The sequence below is a fragment of the Schaalia sp. ZJ405 genome, assembly GCF_011038885.2.
Classification (GTDB): Bacteria; Actinomycetota; Actinomycetes; order Actinomycetales; family Actinomycetaceae; genus Pauljensenia.
Map to the genome: position 1 here is coordinate 2,256,279 of NZ_CP064952.1, position 21,326 is coordinate 2,277,604.

Consider the following 21,326-nt stretch of genomic DNA (forward strand, 5'->3'; position numbering starts at 1 on the left):
CGAACGAGCACCCCCCCCCCGTGCGATTTCACGTATTTCGGCTAATCAGAGGGGATAGTGAGACTTCATTAGCGGTCACCATTTGATCGATACCATCGACAATACCGGTGATTCTGAGAGCAAAATCACACGATATTCTCTCGGTGACGCCACATCTTTGACCGCGCGAGCCACGGTCGTCCCACGGATAGAGACTCTGAAAAATCTCACTCCTCGCAGAGCACATCGACCTCGTGAATGATTGCCCCGCAGAACCCAATGACCCACAGGCCCGCCGCAATCGACAGGAGCCGAGCACGCCACGGCTGAGAATCGAGGAACTCTCTAAAGCCGTAACCCAGTGAACGCGGGGACGCTACCGAGGTGACATCAATTCCGACCAGAGCAACAACGAGCAGACACAGTCCAAGGACCAGCGCCACGCCCGTGATGACCCACATGATCCGCGCAGCACGCGGCACATGCCGACGCCTGCGCTCAATCGGCGTCAGAAGCAACGCCCAGACCCCGCAGATCGCCACAGCAACAAGCACGTCAACAATGCGGTGCCACCCCTGCATCATCACCGTGATCCCAATGATTGAGGCCCACGCCCATCCGATCCAGGCAGCCGGCTCACGGAGCCACTCAGGGGCAACAATGATCAACGCCAGACACAGCGACATCGCGATTGTTGTGTGCCCGGAGGGAAGGGAATTCGGAAGGTCAGCTGTGGACACAAGCAGGGGACGATCCAGAACACCTTTGAGTAGCTGCGTGGTCACATTCGCAGCCAGGACCATGCCCAGAGCGCGTCCAGCAAGAGTGGTGCGCCGACGAAAGACCGCCACAACGGCAACAAAACCACCGACGATCACAATGACGGGAATCGAGATCAAGCTGGTCATCAGGCGCGCAAAATCACCGAGCCGATGACCCCACCCCATGACCGACTCCATCAGGAGCGTGTCAACCGATTGACCCCACGCCGAATACAGAGCAATCCAGGTGCCCACGATGGCAAAGAGTGCACACAAGCCAGCCCCCAGCAGCCGCCGCCGGAGTTTGCGGCGGTACCACTGACCACCGCCCACATGCGACGACAACTCACCCGAGGGATTCATACCGGACGGTCGGCCAACCGCGCGCTCCCTTTGCCCTCGTCGTGCAGGCGAAGTTGACCGCACGCGTTGAGACTCAGATCGGAACTGATTCCGTGGCCGGGAGGGTGACGGAGGGCGTGAACGCGTCATGCGAACTCCCCCTTCATTTCGGCGTGATCTGCTAGTTCCCCCCTACATTAATTGCCATCCACGCTGGCCGCGCTCTCGACGCGTCAGATCCAGAAACGACACCCGCAATTCGCACCTGACGGTCGGTCACCTATACACGACTGGAGCACATCGCGAGGGCAAAACGGAGGAACCTCATTCATGCGCAAGTTCACACGTGGATGAACTCGCGCTCAGGGTCGACACCATCGAGCGCAAATATGCAGGTCACGTGGCACGTCGGACGCGGATATCGGACGGTGGTCCTCACGCAACAACACACAGGGAAAAATTCCAGCGCGCCCAACGAGTCCACCTTAGATACAGTGAGAGCCCCGACCGATACACACGCAGATGACAAAGGAGAGCGATCGTGGCAGCATCCGCACCCGCACCCGTTGACATTGAACGCCTCCGACAAATGCTTTCGGGGCGCAACGTCGAATTCGGCGAATACGAGCAGTCAGCGCTCGCGTGCCCCACCCATAACGCCGTCTATTTATGGGACGCAACGAACCCGAAAGTCCTTCAACTGCGCGCTCAATGGCGCGGAGTGGCAACGAACGAAGACCAGTACTGCCAGCTCGTCGAACAAATCGCCCTGTGCAACTCGGTCCGAACAGGCCCGAAAGCCTATCTCGCTCCCTTCGAGGACGGCCAGAACTACGGGCTCATCGCCGAATGCAACATCATTGCAACGTCTGGACTCACCGAGAAACAGCTCAACGTTTTCTTCGAGACATCCATGTCAATGATCATGGGGTTCTTCGCTGATCTTGAAGTCGAACTCCCGTCATTCGTCACGTGGCCGGATGAGAACTCCTCCTCGTTCCCAGAAAATCCCCAAGCAGGTGATCACGCATGACTGGGCCCTACTCAGTTCCCGACGACTCATCCACCCCCTATCCCATCACCTTCGAACGCGTTCAAGCGCTCATGCATTCAATGGGCTACCAGATTGACTTCCTGGTCGAAGGCCGAGTGGCAGGCGCCGTTTTCGACAAGATTCCCTTCCTTTTCTCCGTTGATTCAGCCGGTCGTTTCCTCTCGGTACGCGCAATTTGGGAGGTCGACACTCCCGCGCAGGAACTTGATGGCACGTATTTCACAGCCGCTGACCAGTGGAACCGCGAGAATTACTTCCCAACGATCTATTCGACAACAACAGAGAACGGACGTGGCCACGTCTGCGCAGATTTCGCTCTCGACGCGGAAGCAGGCGTCTCTGACGATCAGCTGCGTGACGCGATTTCCGTCGGGATCTCCACGGGAATCGAAGCGATCACCTACATGAAGTCCACGACCGGCACGAATTCCGCAGCGGACCGCTGAGAGTCAATGGGTTCGTCCTCGCGAATCGACGGCACACCGGAGCCTAAACTTCCCGGGAATGGCTCCGACGACCTCGTCACCCTCCTCGGGCAACTCTCGCAGGGAAGCGATTCCCTCGTTCATGTCCACACCCTTCAGGGGCGTTCCCAACGGTGCGTTCCCTGGCCCGAGTGGGTGTCTTCGGAGACCATCGACGCGTGGGCGCGGCGCGGCGTCACCCAGCTGTGGTCACATCAGCGCGATGCCCTCGACGCGATTCATCAGGGTGAGGACGTTGTTGTTGCCACGGGAACAGGATCAGGAAAATCGCTGGTCGCGTGGACTCCGATCCTGTCCGATCTCGCGCGCGCAGAGGATTCAGCGCGGATCTCCGACGTTCACCGACGACCAACCTGCCTCTACATCTCTCCGACGAAAGCCCTCGCTGCCGATCAATTCGCCGGGCTTGACCGGATGCTTCACGGGGCCGACGCCGCCGACGCCCTCCCGTCGTTACGAAATGTCCGAGTGACACCCGCCGATGGGGACACTCCCCGCGAAGCAAAGGAATGGGCGCGGGCAAACGCTGACATTTTGCTATCAAACCCGGACTTTCTTCACTTTGTCATGCTGCCCTCACACGAGCGATGGACGCGTTTCCTCGCATCACTGCGCTACATCGTCCTCGACGAGGTGCACAATTGGCGCGGAGTCACGGGATCCCACATCGCCCTCGTCATGCGTCGCCTCCTGCGAATCTGCCACTACCTCGGTGCATCTCCCCAGATCATCATGCTGTCAGCGACTGTCCGTGACCCGGCGGCGGTGGGGGCTCAGATGATTGGCCGGCCCGTGCGCGCCATATCCAACGACGGTTCCCCCGCTGCGCCTCACACGCTGGTCCTGTGGCAGGGGACCCTCGTTGCCGATGACACGGACGTTGATATTTCCCAGTTTCTCCGCGCGGTTGCCGGTGAAGACGTGGTCCTTGAAGCTCCAACGCGGCGGTTGTCGGCGCAGACAGAATCGGCCAGGCTGATGACGGCATTCATGGAACACGGCGGGCGCCTACTGACCTTCGTGCGTTCGCGAAGCGGAGCAGAAACAGTGGCACAGCAAGTTCGTGAGCGCCTGAGTTCGCGCGGGTCTCCCCTGGCGGGACGAGTCAGAGCATACCGAGGCGGGCTGCTCCCCGAGGAGCGTCGTGCCCTGGAAAAGGACCTACGTTCCGGTGAGATTCGCGCCCTGGCAACAACGTCGGCCCTTGAGATGGGGTTAGACATTTCGGGTCTCGACGCAACGATCACGGCGGGCTGGCCGGGCACGCGTGCCTCACTTTTTCAACAAATGGGTCGCGCGGGGCGGGCCGGGCAGCGCGGTGTTTCCGTGCTCATCGCATCGGATAACCCACTGGATACCTACCTCGTTCATCATCCCGACGAAGTTCTTGGCGACGTCGAAGCAGCCGTCATCGACCCGTCGAATCCGTGGGTCCTCGCTCCCCATTTATGTGCGGCCGCCGCGGAACTCCCCCTCATCACTGACGAGAACGCACACGCCTCCACTCGTGTCTGCGACACCGCCTACTTCGGCAACGACTTCCCCGTCCTCGCTGATCAGCTGACAATCGAGGGATATCTGCGTCGGCGACCGTCAGGATGGTTCTGGGATGCGACGCGTCGGGAGCGTCCCAGCGATCTCACGGAGCTGCGTGGGAGTGCCGGGGATGTGCAGATCGTTGACGTTCGCACAGGTCAGGTCATTGGGACAATCGACGACGCTTCCGCGGATGCTCATGTCTTTCCTGACGCGGTCTATGTTCACCAGGGTCAAACCTTCCACGTGCTGTCGCTGTCGTCCCTTATGGAATCCGCGCCGGTGCCCGTCGGGGAGCAGTCGCCTTCTGCGTGGGTGCCTGTCGGAGACCAGTCGCCTTCTGCGTGGGTGCCCGTCAGCGAGCAGTCGCCTTCTGCGTGGGTGCGCCCCGATAGCCAGGCCGGTTCCGCGTCGCCGCCGTTTTCCCCCATGAACAAGGCCGGGAACGCCGCCTCGTCCTCGTTCATTCCCCGTCCGCGTGGACCGGGGGACGCACAGAGAGTCGCCGTCGTTGAACGGGTGCGCACACCTTTGCGAACTCGGGCAAAGCAGCACGTATCGGTGGAGATCACCGGGGTGGAACGCACGTGGACCAGTGATGACCGCCTCGTGACGTGGTCCTTTGGAGCGGTGGATGTCTCAACGCGGGTGACGGATTTTGATCTGCTACGTCTTCCCGGACTGGAATTCATCCGAAACGTTGAGCTGTCGCTGCCGACGCGGACTCTGCCGACAAAGTCCGCGTGGTTCCAGCTCAACGCGGGAGCTGTGGCTGCGATTGGATTGAGTGCCGAAGATGTTCCCGGGGCTTTGCACGCCGCTGAACACGCGATGATCGGTATTCTGCCGCTGATTGCAACGTGTGACAGGTGGGATTTGGGTGGACTGTCAACGGCTCTCCACGACGATACGGGAACGCCGACGGTGTTCGTTCATGACGCATACCGCGGGGGTGCTGGACACAGTGCCACGGGTTTTCACCATGCCCCCGAGTGGGTGACGACCACCCTCCGCGCCATTGAGTCATGTGACTGCGAGGAGGGATGTCCCCGATGCATTCAGTCGCCCAAGTGCGGTAACGGCAACGAGCCTCTGTCGAAGAAAGGCGCGATCGCGGTTTTGGCTTTCGTCGCTGAGCGCTGCCCGTGAACCGAGGCGTCCGAACCCTTGGGGCTCGCGTCGCTCACGCGCGTCGCTTCTTATTATCTGAGCACTTCCGGAGACATCCTTGAACTCGTCCTCGGCGCCTCTGGGCAGATGGGCTGACACGATGACGATTGCGAGACAAAAACGTCACACTGAAAGAATTCGGGCTACGCGACGTATTGTGTTGGTTGTGGGCCTATACGACGTTCTGGCAAAAGCAAGGGCCGCTCACTCCGTGAACGACCCCAGATACTCCTTCAACACATGGTTGATGAGCTGTTGCTCGGCTTAACGTAGATTGGGGACTGGGCGCAGACCATGCTGAATTCGATAAGCTCATGGAACGAACCGATGCAGATATTCTAAAGCTTCTAGTTGACAATGGTCACCTGTTATTCTTCGGTGAAACAACTGAAGATGGAATTTCATTCTATACCGATTGTATCGGTTCCGTTAACCTTAAAAATATTTGTCTCGCAGCGGTTTCCTGTGTCGAAGTAGAAAGCTTTAGCTTCCTAAATTTGATTTGGTAGGTGCTTTCACTGTGCTGGTGATGGACTCACAGGCTCTGATGTACTGCGCTGTGTCCAATCGTTGATTCAGGTTACGACGGATGGCGGTCTATGACCGAGGCCGAGTAAACCCCGTCATTGCCAATTCTTTGGAGTGTGCGTTGAGTGCCCGATGGTACTTGGAACACTCTCTCGGAGTACGAGTTGAGAAAACCGTGGTGCAAGCATGGTCGTGATATGCGTAATTCGCAGACTAAACTTGGACTGGAAAGACTCAATCGTTACCCACATGCCGTGGGCTGACCCACCCAGAGGAGTCCTGAATATGCCAAACACCCCTGCACTTCTGTCAGGCAAGACGTATGCCGCTAAGCGACATGGGCTGACCGAGCAGGTGCAGGAGGCCTTGGTCGACATGATGATTCAAGGTGTCCTTGCTGATGATCAACCCATTCGAATTGAAGCGCTTGCTGAGGTGCTGGGGGTTTCTGCGACGCCCGTAAGAGAAGCGCTAGCTCGCATGGAAGGCCTCGGGCTGGTCGTCAGGCATAGCTACAAGGGGTATCGGACTGCTCCAAAACTGTCCGAAAAAGAGCTGCATGACCTGATGAGTGTCAGATTGCTACTTGAGCCAGAAGCTGCTCGTTTGGCTTGCCTGAATACGGACCCTGATTTTCATCAGGCGCTAGAGCAGACCATTGCCGACCAAGTTGCCAATCTTTCACTGAGCAATCCCGATGAGAGCCGCGCCTTCATGCGAGCAGACCAAGACTTCCATCGGATCATCCATGCAGGTGCTGGCAACCGTTTCCTCATGCAATCTGCAGATGTTTTGGGAGGGAATGTGCAGCGTTGGCGCCATTTCAAAGATCGTGTGGTGACGGACGCGAAAGACTCATTAGCCGAACATCGAATGATTTTTGATGCCATCGTTGCGGGAGATGAGCATGCATCTAGGGAAGCGATGACTGGCCATATCGAGCAGCTCATTGCTCGCTTGCGAAACGAGGAGCAGTAACCCTCTAGCTCTTGTGCAGGGCAACCCCCTTGCGATTTGTGATGCAAAATATATAATCGATGATGTAGACAACTTGATGTCTCATCCGCTAATGTGACTACCGACACGCAAGGATGCGTGGTTGTCGGAAGGCAAGCCCTCATGAATGAAATCCGTTTAGCACTTGTAACGGGTGCCGCTCGCGGTATTGGCCGCATAGTTTCCGAACGTCTTGCTATGGACGGTATGCGGATCTTCATTGCTGACGTCAATGAAGATCTTGCCCAAGCAACGGCCGACAGATTCATTGACGACGGCTACGAGGCCGCAGCTATCAGCATTGACGTGACTGATCCCAGTTCCGTTCATGATGGTGTCACCCACATCATTGAGAACCACGGCCACATCTCTGTTCTGGTCAACAATGCTGGGATTGTTTCGAATACGCCGTGGGAACAAACGACCTTCGAGGAATGGAATCGGGTTCTCGCCGTCAACCTCACTGGAACTCAATTCATGACGCAGGCGGTACTACCCGACATGGTTAAAACGAGATACGGACGCATAGTGAACATAGTGTCGCTTGCTGGTCGCAACGGAGGTGTTTCGGTAGGCCCGTCTTACGCCGCCTCAAAAGCAGGCATGATCGGATTAACGCGACACTACGCCGGCAAGGTCGCTCGCATGGGAGTCACCGTAAATGCCGTTGCTCCGGGCACAACGAACACGGAAATGGCTGCGCAATTCACCGAGGAGCAAATGACTGCTATCCGCTCCGCAATACCCGTTGGCCGCTTAGGAGAGGTTAACGAGATCGCTGCTGCCGTCGCATATTTCGCGAGTCCCTATGCCGGATTCACCACCGGAGCTGTTCTCGACGTTAACGGCGGCATGTATTTCGGCTGACGCTGATACTCACTCAACTCCAACAACCACCGCTATACAAGGAGGTACAACAATGTCCCAAAACTATCTCGCATGGATGGCTGAAAATACGCCTAGTCGCTTCTGCAACGATTCCGCTCTCACGACCACTGTAACTCGCGCCCTTGAAAATGGGGCCATTGGTGTCACCACGAATGCTCCGCTCTCATACGAGGCTCTTACGACCACTAATCTCCAGGACCTCGATCCGGTTGAAACCGTCGATGAAACCCTTGAAGGCGACGAACGCGTCCTTGAACTGATCGGACGCGTTGTACGTCCTCTTGCGCGCCGTTTTAAGCCGATGTTTGAAGCATCAGGCGGTAGTGATGGATATGTTCGCTGTCAGGTCCAGCCGAGCGCGGCGGGTGACTATGACAAGCAATTAGAACAAGGCCTTCGCATAAGCGAATTTGGTCGTAACGTGATGGTCAAGATTCCTGGAACGTGCGCCGGTATTCGCGTCCTCGAAGAACTAGCTGCACGAGGGATCCCCACAACCGCCACGGTTTGTGTTTCCGCGTCTCAGATCATGGCTGCTGCCGATGCATACGAACGTGGGTGCGAACGAGCCCGAGCCGCAGGCATTGCTCCTGCACCCTCAACCTCGGCTTTTGTTATGGGGCGCCTTCAGGACTACCTCACATCGGTCAATGAAAAAGAAAAACTTGGCCTTGCTACAGAGGACTTAGAAGAGGCGGTACTTGCTGTCGCACGTCGACTGATCGACGCGCTCAAAGATCGTCCGAATGCTCCTAAACTCATGCCTGCGGCGTTCCGTACTCCTCGCCAAGTCACACTTCTTGCGGGTGCACCCTTCGAAGCAACTATCCATCCCAAGATCCAAAATGCCCTCCTCGAGTGGGATGAAAAGGAAGGCATCCCTCGTGAAATCGGTATTCACAATCCTCTTAACCAAGAGAGTATCGAGCGAGTCCTTAATGCGATTCCCGACTTCAAACGTGCCTACGCGCTCGATGGACTCACAGTTGAGGAATTTGATGACTTCGGTGCGACGGTCATGACACTTGGAGGATTCTCTGCTGCATGGGATCAGCTCAGAACCCTGTAATAACGAGAGCTCAAACGAATCAATAAGTCCCCCGTATTCCAAGGCGGCCTAGCATTGCGCTGGAGAAGTGCTGGGCCACCTTGTACAACATTCAATCTTCAGAATTGACTGCCTCGGTAGTGCAACGATGCGCGAAGAGAATGTCACATGCTCCTGACAGTTCCTCTGACACCGATGTTAGAAGAGCCAAGCTCAAACTGTCACGCCTCTCGGAACACGTTCCAGCTGTCATCCGAGAACGCATCAATCACAGTTCGTCGGCACCAGCCGACGAATTTTCCCCCATTACTCATCCCGAGTGGGATGGAGGAGGACCATCATGATCAATCTCCTGTGGTTGACGGTGTCAATCGTCATCATCGTCACCTTGATTCTATGGGTGAAGCTACACCCGGCAGTGTCGCTTATTATCGGCACAATTCTTCTCGGATTCATGTTGCAAATGCCTGCTTTGGATATCGCGACGACCGCGACGGAGGGTTTCGGCGGTTTGATGACCAGCCTCGGACTTTCGGTTGGGTTTGGCATCATTCTTGGACAGCTCATGAGTGACTCTGGCGGTGCCAAAGTCATTGCACGCACGCTGGTCAATCTTGTGTCTGAGCGCTTCGCGATGTATGGGATTGCATTTGCTGCCTTCGTCCTGGCGATTCCTGTATTCTTCGATGTCACGTTCGTTATCCTGGTTCCGCTCGCAATCGCTATCGCACGAGAGGCCGGAAAGCCGATGCCACTGGCAATCGGTGCGGTTGCGATGGGTGCAGGCGCAGCGCACACATTAGTCCCGCCAACGCCTAACCCGCTTGCAGCAGGTGACATTATGGGATTCTCAGTCGGCTACATGGTTGCTATCGGTGGAACAGTCGGACTCGTCGCAGTCATCGCGGGTGTCACGATTTACTCGTGGATTCTGCCAAAGGTATGGAAACCCGAAGTGGACGTCACAGAAGAACCGTCTCTTCAGGCGATCCCCGGAGAAGACAAGGAGCCTAACTTCTGGCTGGCCCTTCTGCCGATCGCGACCCCACTTATCCTTATTCTGATAGGTACGGTTTGGGGTGCAAAGGTCGACGAGCTTCCAGTGTGGGCCGCATTTATCTCCGACAAGACCGTCGCTTTGCTTATCGGTACTCTTATTGCCTACTTGGTGGCTTCTACTGATATGTCACGTCGTGAGATGGAAGCCTCGTCGAATAAGGCAATCGAGTCCGCAGGTATAGTCTTGATGATCACCGGTGCTGGTGGCGCATTCGGCGCGCTCATCAAGGCTGGTGGTGTCTCCGATCTGATTTCCGAAGCTGTTGCTGGCTTGGGTGGCGGGCATTTCGTTGGTCTGCTCGCCTGCTACTTCGTAGGTATGGTTTTCCGCGTTGCAGTCGGCTCTGGAACGGTGGCATCGATTACTACGATGACGATCTTCGCTTCCCTTGCCCCAACCATTGGTATCCATCCCGTATGGGTCGCAGCTGCTTGCCTTGCTGGAGCGCTGTCGGTCGGACATATCAACGACTCGGGTTTCTGGGTCACTGCGAAGATTCCTGGATTTTCCATCACCGGTGGTCTCAAGGTTTACACCCTGCCCCAGTTTGTTTCTTCACTGTGCGCGATCGTGTTGGTGATTATCGGTTCCTACATCATTCCGATGGGCTAATGACCTAGAGCAAATCACCTCATGGGAAACCGTGTGACCTTGGCTTCTCGCCGGGACACACGGTTTTCCTCGTTTTACGAAATTACGAAAATGAATAGAGGGAATTAAATCATTGCAAGCACTGCCAATAATAGTCGGAAAATCGTCATTTTGGGTTTCTCGTTCGATAGAATCTCAATCACGTTAGAATTGCAACCACCGGTAGGGAGTTTAAGGTCACAAGCGCTGCCCCTCTGATCGAGCTCCGTTCACCAACGATGGTGATGAGCAGCAATTCCAAACAGTTAGAAAGAATATGTGACGCCCGTGGATAAGGGTGCCACATACCGTCAGAATCCAGTATACAGCCAATTTTAATATCGATCCGGGTGAATTCGCTAAAGATTTGACGATAGAAGAGTGCGAGAGCTTCATCCGCAGCTCTCTACTAGTCCGCGATTGTCATGACATTGTAATGTGAAAAACGTTGTTATTGCAGGCCTATCTCAGCCTGTTGAGTGTTCTCCTGTCAGGAGTGAGAGAGTCAATTAGGGTTTTGTCTTGAGGTGCTGAATAAAACAAGTTGGCGAGGTCTGAGATACTCAGTATCGTTGATATTATCTTTCAACCAGGACAACAGTCGGCCTGTATCGCGGGTCTACCCAAGAGTGTTTGAGTATTTGGTCCTGGAATGTCTACAGCCCCGACGGTGTTGATTCTGGAACGCTTGAGATTACTGCTCGGACCACTCTAGATATAACGCAGGTATTACCATCAGATTTTTTCAATGGTGCCGGCAGCCCAGTTGGACGCATATTGATCAGGAATGGAAGCAAAGCGTTTCACTTCTGTTATTTGCGGGTGCGCTATCAAAAAGAACCTAACTCAGACTGAAAGTGATCTGTGGGTTCCATCAGTTTTGTAAAAGTATCTCCAGGAAACTCAAGGTGTTCCAAATGCTCAGGTGAATAATCTCCATTGGACCGGTTAAGCAAACCTGACAACGGAGCGCCTGAAACAGGCTCTATGCATCGACTAGTAATAGACTCAAATGGGTAGTTTGGACGAAATGCTGCGGTGGTCTGTCTTGAAGCCAGCGGATTCTTGGAAGGTTGTACGAAGGGTAAAGTCGGGTGCCTACACCTTGATGAAAACCCTCTCATCTAGCCCACTTCGTAGGCTTCGCAGATGTGGTGTGCTGATTGGGCATCTGTGTAGGTGTAGCTGGGATCGATAACTTGGCCGTTTGCCCAACACAGATCAGAGATGATGTAAAATCATTTTGGGTGACTCCCAAGACTTTTCGACTTTTCAGTGCCTGCGAAGACGCATCAATGGTCTTAACGCAATGAGAGACAATTAAATCTCAACCTACAGTGCTACGAGCGGTGAGCGCTGATGTGAAAGTTGTGTGCTACTTAGTGCGATGTTCCAGATACAGTGCGGCCTTTCGCATCAAAGATGCAGGATCCAAGTGACGTCGAGTCGATGTCGACGTCAAGAAGGGTCGGCTCAACCGCGCAGGTAGACGAAATGGTGACATCTGTTTGCCTCTGGTAACGCGGACTGATCACCACGGTGTCCTCCTACAATGTGATTTCGGAGTACTAATGGGCGTTATTTGAACCAACTTGTTGGTGAATTCGAGCCCTCTGGTGGTCGATGTGGTCAAGCATGGCGGCAGAGGCAGCTTGTGAGTCTCCGGATTCAAGTGCCAACAAAATTGCTTCATGCTCTGCCACTGCTACGTCGCGATCGACAATGAGCCCTGGGGTAAAGCGCCTCCAGCGATGGATTACTCCGCCCAGAATCTCGAGCATTTCCGCGATATAAGGATTGCCGGTTCCTTCCCAAATCGCTCGATGGAATGCGTCATCAGCGTGCATAAACGCCAAGTAATCATCCATTGTCTTCGTATGACCGGTTCGTTCCTGCTCCTCATATGCTGCGCGGACGCCAGTGACAACGCTGGGTCCCTGTATACACGCAAGCTCAGCCGCCACTGGTTCAAAGAGTCGTCGTGCCATCATGATCTGGTCCATCTCATATAAATTGGGCGGATTTCGGACCTCAAAACCAACATGGGCGTGTCGGGACACAAGTTTGACGGACTCGAGCATTGTTAGAGCTTCCCGAACCGGGGTAGTCGATACTCCGAACTCTTCCGCAAGAGTTCGGGTGCGTAAGAAGTCTCCGGGGTTGTACTCTCCAGCCATAATACGGTCGATGAGGATCGACTGAATCTGTTCAGCGAGAGTACCCCGCTGCAATGCCGACGGTGTGTTCACCACGTCGTTACCTCCGGATAGCGAGAAAATCTTTGCTTGTGATCGCAGCATATCTTGAGAATAGACCTCTCATAGGGGTGAGGTCGGCCGATGGCTAAGTTCCGTGGGCAGTCCATGCCTGTCCAAAGTAGGTGCCTCCGTTAACATCAACAGTGTCCCCGTTGTAAACGCTCCCTCATCAGAGGCGAGATAACATACGGCATCAGCAACTTCTGATGGCGGCCCAAGCTTTCCCAGCAAAATCTATTTTGCTTGGTGTTCAATGCGTTCAGGGGCGTAACCATCCAGAATTGCTGTATATGTCGTTGTTGGACACACTGTATTCACGATGACACCGTGCTTCGCCAAATAACGTGCCATGTCGTGGGTAGTCGTGTTGATACCACCTTTTACTGCGGCATAAACACATCACGCTCTCGATGCCACTATTTCGCCCAGCGAGTGAGGAGGTGTAGATAATTCGTGCTATCTTTGACTCTTTCAGATAGGGCAAGGCAGACTGTTCTGCAAAGCGTCATCCGGGAAGATTTACGTTGAGCACGCAGTTCTATTTTCCGTTCGATCCATGTTTTTGACCGATGTTGTGCAGAGAATTCCCATGTAATTGACAATGATATCAATTCCAGCAAATATTTTGGAAATTGAGGTCAATCACTCACGAAGACCATTGTTATCGGCGACATTTGTGTGAATGCTGATTGCCTCGCCGCCTTCACCGCAGATGAATTCTGTAACTTCATGAACTTTGTCTCCTCGCAAATCAGCTGCTGCACCTCAGTACCAAAGTGTGAGTCCATGAAGTGATCGCTTCGCCGATACCCTGGGCTGCGCCGATAGTCACCGCTTTTTGCCAGTCATATCAGGCATGACGTCTCCTATTGGCCGAATCAGAATCGGATAGAGGACTTATCGAGGACGGGGAGGAGCTCGATGCGTGCTGCAGCTTCAACGTTCTTCAGGTATTGGATACCACGTTGCGCACAGTCGCGGCCTGTAGGGAAAGGCTGGGATTCGATTGTGATCCAACCGCTGTATCCAGCATCGAAGAGCGCGTGATAGTAGCTCATGAAGTCGATGCATCCTCCGCCAGGGTATGCGCGGTTTGCGTCAGAGAAATGAACGTAGCCAATACGGTCAGCCCACCGTCGTATCGCGGCGAAGGGATCTGTTTCTTCCATGTGCATGGAGTGAGTGTCGATGTGCATGGATACGTTTGGGCGATTGACCTCCTCGAGGAAATTGCCGACCTCATCGAGCGTGTTCAACCAGTTCGAAATGTACTGGAGGATATTTTCTACGACGATCTGACCTCCAGTTGAATCGGCATGATCAGCCAACTCACCTAAAGCATCGACGAGACGTTGACGAGTAATCTGGGCTTTGTTGGGGTGCGGGATATTGCCGCGCATTGTCCCAATAACTACTGAACAATCGAGTTCATTGGCCAGATCGAGGTGTTCTTTTAAACGCTCTACGGCTCTCTTGCGTATGTCGACCGAATCGACAGTTAATCCCAAACCGTTATAAAGCAGCTCAAGTCCGGTACAGATGCTGGAGAATCCCAGTCCCTTGTCAGCTGCTTTCTTCTTATATAGGGCGCCGTCGTGCTCACGGGGGCTATGGAGGTAGAACTCAATGCCGTCATATCCCAATTCGGCCGCAGTGTCGGTGACCTCTTCGAAACTTCCCCGCAGAACTACGGGCATACGTGTTGGTAGCTCTTCAAGGGAGACTTGGATTCCGTATCTGAACGTCATCGTTCGCTCGCTTTCTGTCCGAGGAAAGGGTGCGGGGGCATAGAGAAGATCTGTGCCCCCGCATTGATCTAGCAGTCTTCGCCCAGTACGGTGTTGCTGAGTTGCTGAACGATCCTCAGGAGGCTCGAGTGATCCTCTCCTGCGAATCCTTGCGCTTCAAGCGATGACATGTGCTGGCGCACGACTGCGGTCAACGGCATAAAAGCGTCTTCTTCAGCGGCGGTGGTCAAGGCATTGTTGAGGTCTTTGATGTGCAGATTGATGCGGAAACCGGGAGAAAACTCCTGAGTGAGCATCTTTGTAGCCTTCTGTTCCATGACCGCAGAACCTGCTAGACCGCCCCGGATCGCTTCAACGACGGACGCAGGATCCACGCCAGACTTTTGCGCGAGTACAAGCGCTTCTGCGAGGACAGCGATGTTGACTGCGACAATGGACTGGTTTGCAAGTTTCGCGATATTGCCGGCTCCGAGAGGACCGACATATGTTGCGGACTTACCCATCGTGAGTAGAAGATCCTTGACGGACTCGAAAACATCCTCTTCCCCACCCACCATGATGGCGATTGTTCCGGCAATCGCGCCTGGTTCACCTCCGGAAACAGGTGCATCGATCATCTTTGCTCCCGTGGCTTCAACAAGTTGACCAGCTTGGCGAGAAACACCCGGGGCGATGGAAGACATATCGACAAAGATCTTGCCTTCAGACAAACCTGCCGCAATTCCGTTATCCCCCGATAACGCGGCCAGAACATTGGGTCCGTTGGGAAGCATGGTGATGACGACATCAGCTGCCTCTGCTGCTGCCTTTCCTGACTTAACAGCTGTTGCGCCCGACGCCACGACGTCCTCAACGGCGGCCTCGTTGAAATCGAAGCAGAAGACTTCATGGCCTGCCTTGAGGACATTCTTTGCCATAGGACGACCCATGATGCCGAGTCCGATAAAACCAACCTTCATTGTGATTACTCCATTCGTGAGTTCGTGAAAATAGTCAGGAGTGAGAGTTCACTCCAAGTCTTTGGACTCTGGTAGGCCGTTCGCGGACCAGCCGGCGTCGACAAACAAGGTTTGTCCATTAATACCCGAAGCGTCACTGGATGCTAAGAACGCTACTGCAGAGGCGATTTCTGACGGCTCAAGCAGTCGTTTCATCGGAAGGACTGACATGATAGCGTCAATGTCGATAATTCCTTCCTTAATCCCCTGTTTGACCATGTCAGTCATGACATAGCCTGGTGCGACTGCGTTGATGCGGATACCAAACCGGCCAAGTTCGTTACCAAGTGCCTGTGCGAGACCGTTAACGGCTGCCTTAGAAATCGCGTAGGGTGAACGCTTGGAGGCGGGACGTATTGAATTCCCGGACGAAGTGCACACCACAGCTCCATAGCCTTGCTTTTTGAAGTAGCGAGCGGCGGCTCGTGTTGCGAAGAAGTAAGCCTTGAGATTGAGATCCATAAGGAAGTCGAATTCCTCTTCTGGGAATTCGGTGGCCCACTTGCGGATCTGCATACCGGCGTTGTTGACCAGTACGTCGATACGACCATACTTTTGTGCAATGTAATCGATCATCTGATCGATTTCACTGACGTTCGTCAGATCGATGATGTAGCCCTCAGCCTGGTATCCCTTAATTTGGAACTGTTTCACAGTCTCATCGAGGAATTCACCATCAACATCGGCCAGAACCATGATGCCCCCCTCGGAAGCTAGGCGTTCGGCCATAGCTTTCCCGAGGCCTCGTGCAGATCCTGTAACGATGCAGACTTTGTTGCTGAAACGCATCTGGCTCATTTGTCACCAACCTTGTGAGCGAGGAGCACTCCCCAGCCGTCATTGATGAACTGATCTGTTGTACGGTTGGTTGAACCAAAAGTGATGAACTGTTCAGGCGTCATGCCGTCCTCGTTATATGCCTTGACGAACTCGGGCATAGTTAGAAGGCGATCAATGACATCTTGGTCAACGGGAACATTGATTCGTTCTTTGAAGGGGCCTTCAAATTTGGCTAACTCGTCTGCAATCTTCGGAGCAATCGACATCACCATCTTTGCACCTGCCAGTTCGGTGATGTGATAGGCACCGCGGCAACCCGCTGGCATGAGAAAGGCCTCGTAGCCGCGTTCGTTGAAGATCGTGTAGGCCTTCTTGATACACGCAGTACCGGACTGAATAATGTCGGATTCGGTGACAACATCGGATGTGTCTTGAGCGACGTCGCGCAGATAATCATCAAGTCGTCCGACCATCAACACCGCGCAGTTTAGGCCAGGTTCGATGCTGTCTTCGCGTGCGCGTTCAATCCCTCTCTGAAGGGCAGCCCCAGCTGCAAGGACCTGGGGGACTGTGAATGAGACGGTGACGACGACATTGTAGCCCTTGGCAGAGAGCTCCTCCGCGGCCATGATCCCGGACCTAGTCGCAGGAACTTTGAGGCAAACTCGCTTGGGATCCCATTGAGCATAACGCATAGCTTGATTCAGGATTTCGTCGTAGTTGCCGGTCGTGTTTGGATTAGTCTGAGCGCACAGGCGACCCGTTCGAACGTCGTGTTCATCGTAGACTTGGTCCAGAATATCTTTGATGTGCAGAGTGACTCGTTTAACGAAAGCCTCAACCTTTTCTGTGCCCTCCAGATCGTCCGGAATGTCAGCTAGGTAGGGAGCCCAGTAGTCGGGTCGGGCGTTAATTGTCGAGGCAACCAAGAACGGATTCGTGGTGACGCCTTTGGCTCCATTGCCGATGGCGACTTCCAGTTCGTCGACAATTGCGCTGTCGTGCCAATAGATGCTGTCGGTGTTCGCAGTCATCCACTTTAGGAATTCATTGTTCTCTTGCATGTCACTTCTCGCCGCTGACGGCGGCACTCCTTCCAAGTCTGAATTCATCGCACGGAGTGAGGCGTCGGCGACGAAGTTACCTATGATCTGCCGTTTCTCTTGCTGTTGACTGGTGGTGGAAAGTTCGCCAGGAACTGCACTGTTCTTGCTATGGCTAAGTTAACACAGTGATGCATCATGTGCAATGCATCTGATATGGTTCTCTTCCATTGGAGCTCACGCTGCTCCATGACGCTCTCGTGCAGCGACGCACGGGATCCGAATCCTGCATAAAGCGAGGGGAAAGGAAGCCCTGAGCTTCAAAAGGCTGAGAAATCTACGAATCCAAGCCTGTACAGCACTGCTGCCAACTCGTCGGCATAGGTGCACACCACTCTTAGATCTTCCGCACTCGCGCAATTGCGGAAGTCGCGGCCTGCAGCCTCGGATGAGGCTCTTGAAAGAAAGGAAGGTGAAAGCTCATGAGTGCTCTGACACTGTTGATCATCGCAGCTGTCGCCATCGCGGTTTTGCTCGTACTTGTCATCCTCCTCGACGTTCCTGCTTACGTCTCCTTGCTCCTTGTTGCCATGGGTACAGCCCTGGTAACCGGAATCTCTCTGGCTGACATCGTCGATGTCATGATCGGCGGCATGGGGAAAACTCTGGGGTCTGTGGCAATCGTCGTCGGCCTCGGTTCAATCCTTGGTCGACTAGTCGAGGTCTCTGGAGCCGCTGATCGCATGGCTCGAACATTTACTGAAAAGCTTGGCGCCAAACGTGTCGTAATGGCGGTAACTGCCGCCGCATTCATCCTCGGAATCCCAGTCTTCTTTGACGTTGGTTTTATCATTCTGACACCACTAATCTTCGCCTTCGCCAGAAATGCAAAGACAAACCCACTGTCGATCGCATTCCCCGTGTGTGTTGCAATGGCAACGCTTCACACGATCATCCCGCCACATCCTGGACCCGTCGCTGCAGCAGCAGCGCTCGAAGCAGACGCGGGCCTCATGACGATTTGGGCGCTCGTAATCGCTCTCATCGTCACAGTCGTCGGCTACTTCGCGCTCCAATTCATCAACTTCAATTCCATTGAACTTGTTCCGTCTCCTGCAGACTCCACAAAGAGTGAAGGAGCTTCACAGTTCAGCCTTGGTGAGGGCGGGCGCGTTCCTGGCGCCCCGACAACCATCTTCGTCATTGTTTTACCCATTCTGATGATTATGGCTGGGTCCATCATGGTGATGAACCTGCCTGAGGATTCGCCGCTGGCACCGATTGCGACTTTTGTTGGCAAGCCCGCAACTGCACTCTTAGTCGGAGTTCTGGTTGCCTATGTGCTCATTATGAAGATCACCAAATGGAAAAAGAATGTTATTTCAAAGGTTGCTGACTCTGCTCTGGACTCTGTCGCGGTCGTAATTTTTGTGACTGGCGCAGGCGGAGTATTCGCCAGCGTCCTCGTTGAAACAGGTATTGGTACGGCATTCTCTGATGTGCTGACCAGTATTGGCATGCCCACCATCCTCGCGGGCTTCGTCATCGCAGCGGCGCTCCGTATCGCTCAGGGTTCCGCATCGGTTGCGATCCTGACGGCAGCGGGATTGATCCTTCCCGCAGTGCAAGCTGGCAACTACAGTGCGAATCAAACCGCTCTCGTCACGATTGCTGTCGGTTTTGGCGGCTTGATCTGCTCTCACATCAATGATTCTGGATTCTGGATCGTCACTCGTTACCTCGGTCTTTCGGTATCACAAGGACTGCGTACCTGGACCGTTCTGACAACAGCCGTCTCGATCGTCGGTTTCCTTGTCACAAGCGCGCTCTTCCTGGTTGTCAGTTAGAGCTATGAACTAGGAGCGGCAGCCCGTGTGCCATCCTCCTGCGGTAGATGGGCTGCCGTTCCTCTGTGACATGACTGTCTGAGAAAATCACGGCGATATTGAAAATAGTTGACACGATGAAGTGGAGCTTACCAATGAAGTTTGTTCTCGCCCCTGACTCCTTCAAAGAGAACATGACCGCGCAGGAAGCTGCCGAAGCCATGGCCCGTGGAGTCCGCGATGTCTACCCCGATGCCGAATGTGTTCTCGTGCCCATGTCTGACGGCGGAGAAGGATTCATCCAGGCAGTCGCCGCAGCATGGGGAGTCGACACCGTGACAACCAACTCCGTGGACGCCCTCGGCCGGCCGATCACATCCGAATATGCTCTGGCAGATGGTAGCGCAGTCCTCGACGTTGCCTCGTGCGCCGGTATTGAACTTGTCGCTCCCGAGGAACGGGACGTTGCCCGGTCAAACACCCGCGGACTTGGGATGATCATCCGCAACGCTGTCGAACGCGGCGGCAAAACCCTGCTCATTGGCATCGGTGGCTCAGCCACCAATGATGCAGGGATCGGCATGTTGCACGAGCTGGGTGCCCGCTTTTTTGACGAGGACGAGGCCGAACTCACTCCCTACCTGACCGACCTAGCCAAGGTTGCCCGCATCGATACGTCGGCTGTGGACGAACTGCTTGAAGGAGTTGAGGTTCAAGTTGCATGCGATGTCACTAATCCTCTCTACGGACCAAAGGGAGCTTCAGCAGTATTCGGCCCACAAAAGGGCATGACGAAAGAACAAATTCCCGAGTTTGATCAGATCCTCAAGCACTTTGCGCAAGTGTCTGGCTGCGGTGATGTTGCGATGATGGAGGGTTCGGGAGCAGCTGGAGGTCTGGGATTTGCTCTTAGAGCGTTCCTAGGGGCCCAACTCAAGCCTGGGGTCGACCTTGTCGCCGATGCGGTTGAGCTTGATGCGAAGGTCAAAGATGCTGATTGGGTGTTCACGGGTGAAGGTTCAGTTGATTCCCAGACCATTGACGGTAAGACACCAGCAGGTGTTGCCCTGATTGCTCGGGCGAACAGTGTGCCTTCAATGATTTTCGGTGGTCGCATTAAGGACGGTTCAGAAAACCTCTTGGAAATTGGTGTTGCAAGGATCGTCAAGGTTGGTGACCCGGATGAGCCCTTGGAGTTGGCGTTGAAGAACGGTCAGAAGAATCTGCGTCGTGCGGTTAGTGAGACGCTTGCCAAAAGCTGAGAGCTTGTCAAGTTTTTTGTGTAAGTGGTGGGTTTATGTGGTGGGGAATCGGTTGGGGTAGTGGAGGGCAAGTTCGCCGAGGACGGTTTGCCGGGTGCTTTACGTGGACTGCCTTTGGGAAGGCCTGCTTCCTTGGCTCGTTCGCGTGGGCGTTTGTCTTCGATGTTCGTGAATTGCTAGCCATAAGAGTTTGACTGCGGCCGTGTCAGAGGGGAAATGGCCCCGGTTCTTCGTGATCTTACGAAGTTGATAGTTCAGTGACTCGATTGAGTTCGTGGTGTAGATAGCTTTTCGGGTGGCTGGCCAACGCCAAGAACGGAATAAACCGGCTCCCCTGGCGTTCTTCCAGGTGGCAACCGCAGCTGGATACTTCGCTGCCCAGGCAGAGGTTTCAAACGCGTCCAGTGCCTTAGAGGGCGGTGTCTTCGTTGACCGCGGTATAGATCGGTCGCAGAGCCGCGGCGAGGGGTTTACGATCCGTAGGCGACGAACCTCATCGAGGCCCGGATCAAGTGCACCACACAGGTCTGGACCACTGCCCTGGACCAGGTCGCATTGATCGCTTCAGGAAACCCACTCAGCCCGTCACAGACGATGATAAGGACGTCACCCACGCCGCGGTTGGCAAGCTCGGCACAGACTCCGGCCCAGAATTTTCGCTCCTTCGCTGGCCTGGACCCAGATCCCGAGCACATGTTTGACACCGTCGAGATCCACCCCGATCGCGATGTGAGCAGCTTTGGAAGCGACCCTGTTGTGGTCCTTGATCTTGACGAATCGCGTCCATGAACATGACCGGATAAAACTCTTCCAGTGGTCGTGCCTGCCAGGCGATGATCTCCTCCAAGACAGCATCAGTGATATTCGAGATCGTCTCGTGGGAGATCTCGGTACCGACCGTGGCCTCTCAGTGGTGTTGGATCTCCCGGATCGT

The 21,326-nt window shown here is 54.6% G+C and carries 17 protein-coding genes and 2 pseudogenes; 9 read left to right on the forward strand and 10 right to left on the reverse strand.

Annotated elements, in window-relative coordinates; genetic code table 11:
- Positions 1-206 precede the first annotated feature (206 nt).
- A complete protein-coding gene (locus tag G7Y41_RS09595; RefSeq protein WP_165316267.1) occupies positions 207-1,103 on the reverse strand; it encodes a phosphatase PAP2 family protein in 897 nt (298 codons plus the stop codon).
- 568 nt (positions 1,104-1,671) lie between these two features.
- Here G7Y41_RS09595 and G7Y41_RS09600 point away from each other — a divergent pair.
- From G7Y41_RS09600 to G7Y41_RS09630, 7 genes are all read left to right on the forward strand, one after another.
- Positions 1,672-2,115 (forward strand): histidine kinase, encoded by a 444-nt coding sequence (locus G7Y41_RS09600; RefSeq protein WP_165217780.1) that lies wholly within the window; start codon positions 1,672-1,674, stop codon positions 2,113-2,115.
- Positions 2,112-2,582, forward strand: a complete 471-nt coding sequence (locus tag G7Y41_RS09605; RefSeq protein ID WP_165316268.1) for a YbjN domain-containing protein — start codon at positions 2,112-2,114, stop codon at positions 2,580-2,582. The genes G7Y41_RS09600 and G7Y41_RS09605 overlap by 4 nt, the downstream gene beginning before the upstream one ends.
- Before the next feature lie 6 nt (positions 2,583-2,588).
- The gene (locus G7Y41_RS09610; protein ID WP_165316269.1) at positions 2,589-5,306 is read left to right on the forward strand and encodes a DEAD/DEAH box helicase; all 2,718 of its coding nucleotides are present in this window, start codon (positions 2,589-2,591) and stop codon (positions 5,304-5,306) included.
- Between the two features lie 834 nt (positions 5,307-6,140).
- Positions 6,141-6,833 (forward strand): GntR family transcriptional regulator, encoded by a 693-nt coding sequence (locus G7Y41_RS09615; RefSeq protein ID WP_165316270.1) that lies wholly within the window; start codon positions 6,141-6,143, stop codon positions 6,831-6,833.
- 141 nt (positions 6,834-6,974) lie between these two features.
- Positions 6,975-7,718 carry an SDR family NAD(P)-dependent oxidoreductase gene (locus G7Y41_RS09620; protein WP_165316271.1) on the forward strand — a complete coding sequence of 248 codons (744 nt, stop codon included), beginning with the start codon at positions 6,975-6,977 and terminating at the stop codon, positions 7,716-7,718.
- A 52-nt stretch (positions 7,719-7,770) separates the two neighbouring features.
- The gene (locus G7Y41_RS09625) at positions 7,771-8,808 is read left to right on the forward strand and encodes a transaldolase family protein (RefSeq protein ID WP_165316272.1); all 1,038 of its coding nucleotides are present in this window, start codon (positions 7,771-7,773) and stop codon (positions 8,806-8,808) included.
- 319 nt (positions 8,809-9,127) lie between these two features.
- Positions 9,128-10,459, forward strand: coding sequence for a GntP family permease (locus tag G7Y41_RS09630; protein ID WP_165316273.1), 1,332 nt, complete (start codon positions 9,128-9,130; stop codon positions 10,457-10,459).
- A 1,586-nt stretch (positions 10,460-12,045) separates the two neighbouring features.
- On the opposite strand, the gene G7Y41_RS09635 is transcribed toward G7Y41_RS09630, so the two are convergent.
- The 6 genes and pseudogenes from G7Y41_RS09635 to G7Y41_RS09660 all read right to left on the reverse strand — a co-directional run bounded on the left by G7Y41_RS09635 (position 12,046) and on the right by G7Y41_RS09660 (position 17,295).
- On the reverse strand, positions 12,046-12,729 hold the full coding sequence (locus tag G7Y41_RS09635) for a GntR family transcriptional regulator (RefSeq protein ID WP_196819511.1): 684 nt from the start codon (positions 12,727-12,729) through the stop codon (positions 12,046-12,048).
- Positions 12,730-12,969: 240 nt separating this feature from the next.
- Positions 12,970-13,122 (reverse strand): annotated as a pseudogene (locus G7Y41_RS10290) (hypothetical protein); the annotation flags it as partial.
- A gap of 491 nt (positions 13,123-13,613) precedes the next feature.
- Entirely contained in the window at positions 13,614-14,483 is an 870-nt protein-coding gene (locus tag G7Y41_RS09645; protein WP_165316275.1) for a sugar phosphate isomerase/epimerase family protein, read from the reverse strand.
- Between the two features lie 68 nt (positions 14,484-14,551).
- Positions 14,552-15,442: a 2-hydroxy-3-oxopropionate reductase gene (locus tag G7Y41_RS09650; RefSeq protein WP_165316276.1), complete on the reverse strand. Its 891-nt coding sequence runs from the start codon at positions 15,440-15,442 to the stop codon at positions 14,552-14,554.
- Positions 15,443-15,490: 48 nt separating this feature from the next.
- Positions 15,491-16,270 (reverse strand): SDR family NAD(P)-dependent oxidoreductase, encoded by a 780-nt coding sequence (locus G7Y41_RS09655; protein ID WP_165316277.1) that lies wholly within the window; start codon positions 16,268-16,270, stop codon positions 15,491-15,493.
- A 5-nt stretch (positions 16,271-16,275) separates the two neighbouring features.
- Positions 16,276-17,295, reverse strand: a complete 1,020-nt coding sequence (locus G7Y41_RS09660; protein WP_165316278.1) for a transaldolase family protein — start codon at positions 17,293-17,295, stop codon at positions 16,276-16,278.
- A 491-nt stretch (positions 17,296-17,786) separates the two neighbouring features.
- Between G7Y41_RS09660 and G7Y41_RS09665 the strand changes: the two genes are divergently transcribed.
- Positions 17,787-19,151 (forward strand): GntT/GntP/DsdX family permease, encoded by a 1,365-nt coding sequence (locus tag G7Y41_RS09665; protein WP_165316279.1) that lies wholly within the window; start codon positions 17,787-17,789, stop codon positions 19,149-19,151.
- Positions 19,152-19,285: 134 nt separating this feature from the next.
- Entirely contained in the window at positions 19,286-20,392 is a 1,107-nt protein-coding gene (locus G7Y41_RS09670; protein WP_165316280.1) for a glycerate kinase, read from the forward strand.
- A 99-nt stretch (positions 20,393-20,491) separates the two neighbouring features.
- Here the strand turns inward: G7Y41_RS09670 and G7Y41_RS10295 are convergent, their stop codons facing one another.
- The 3 genes and pseudogenes from G7Y41_RS10295 to G7Y41_RS10305 form a co-directional block, all read right to left on the reverse strand.
- Entirely contained in the window at positions 20,492-20,941 is a 450-nt protein-coding gene (locus tag G7Y41_RS10295; protein ID WP_165316474.1) for a transposase, read from the reverse strand.
- The gene (locus G7Y41_RS10300; protein WP_196819466.1) at positions 20,863-21,087 is read right to left on the reverse strand and encodes a transposase; all 225 of its coding nucleotides are present in this window, start codon (positions 21,085-21,087) and stop codon (positions 20,863-20,865) included. The genes G7Y41_RS10295 and G7Y41_RS10300 overlap by 79 nt, the downstream gene beginning before the upstream one ends.
- Positions 20,999-21,239 (reverse strand): annotated as a pseudogene (locus G7Y41_RS10305) (transposase). The gene G7Y41_RS10300 and the pseudogene G7Y41_RS10305 overlap by 89 nt, the downstream one beginning before the upstream one ends.
- Positions 21,240-21,326: the final 87 nt, after the last annotated feature.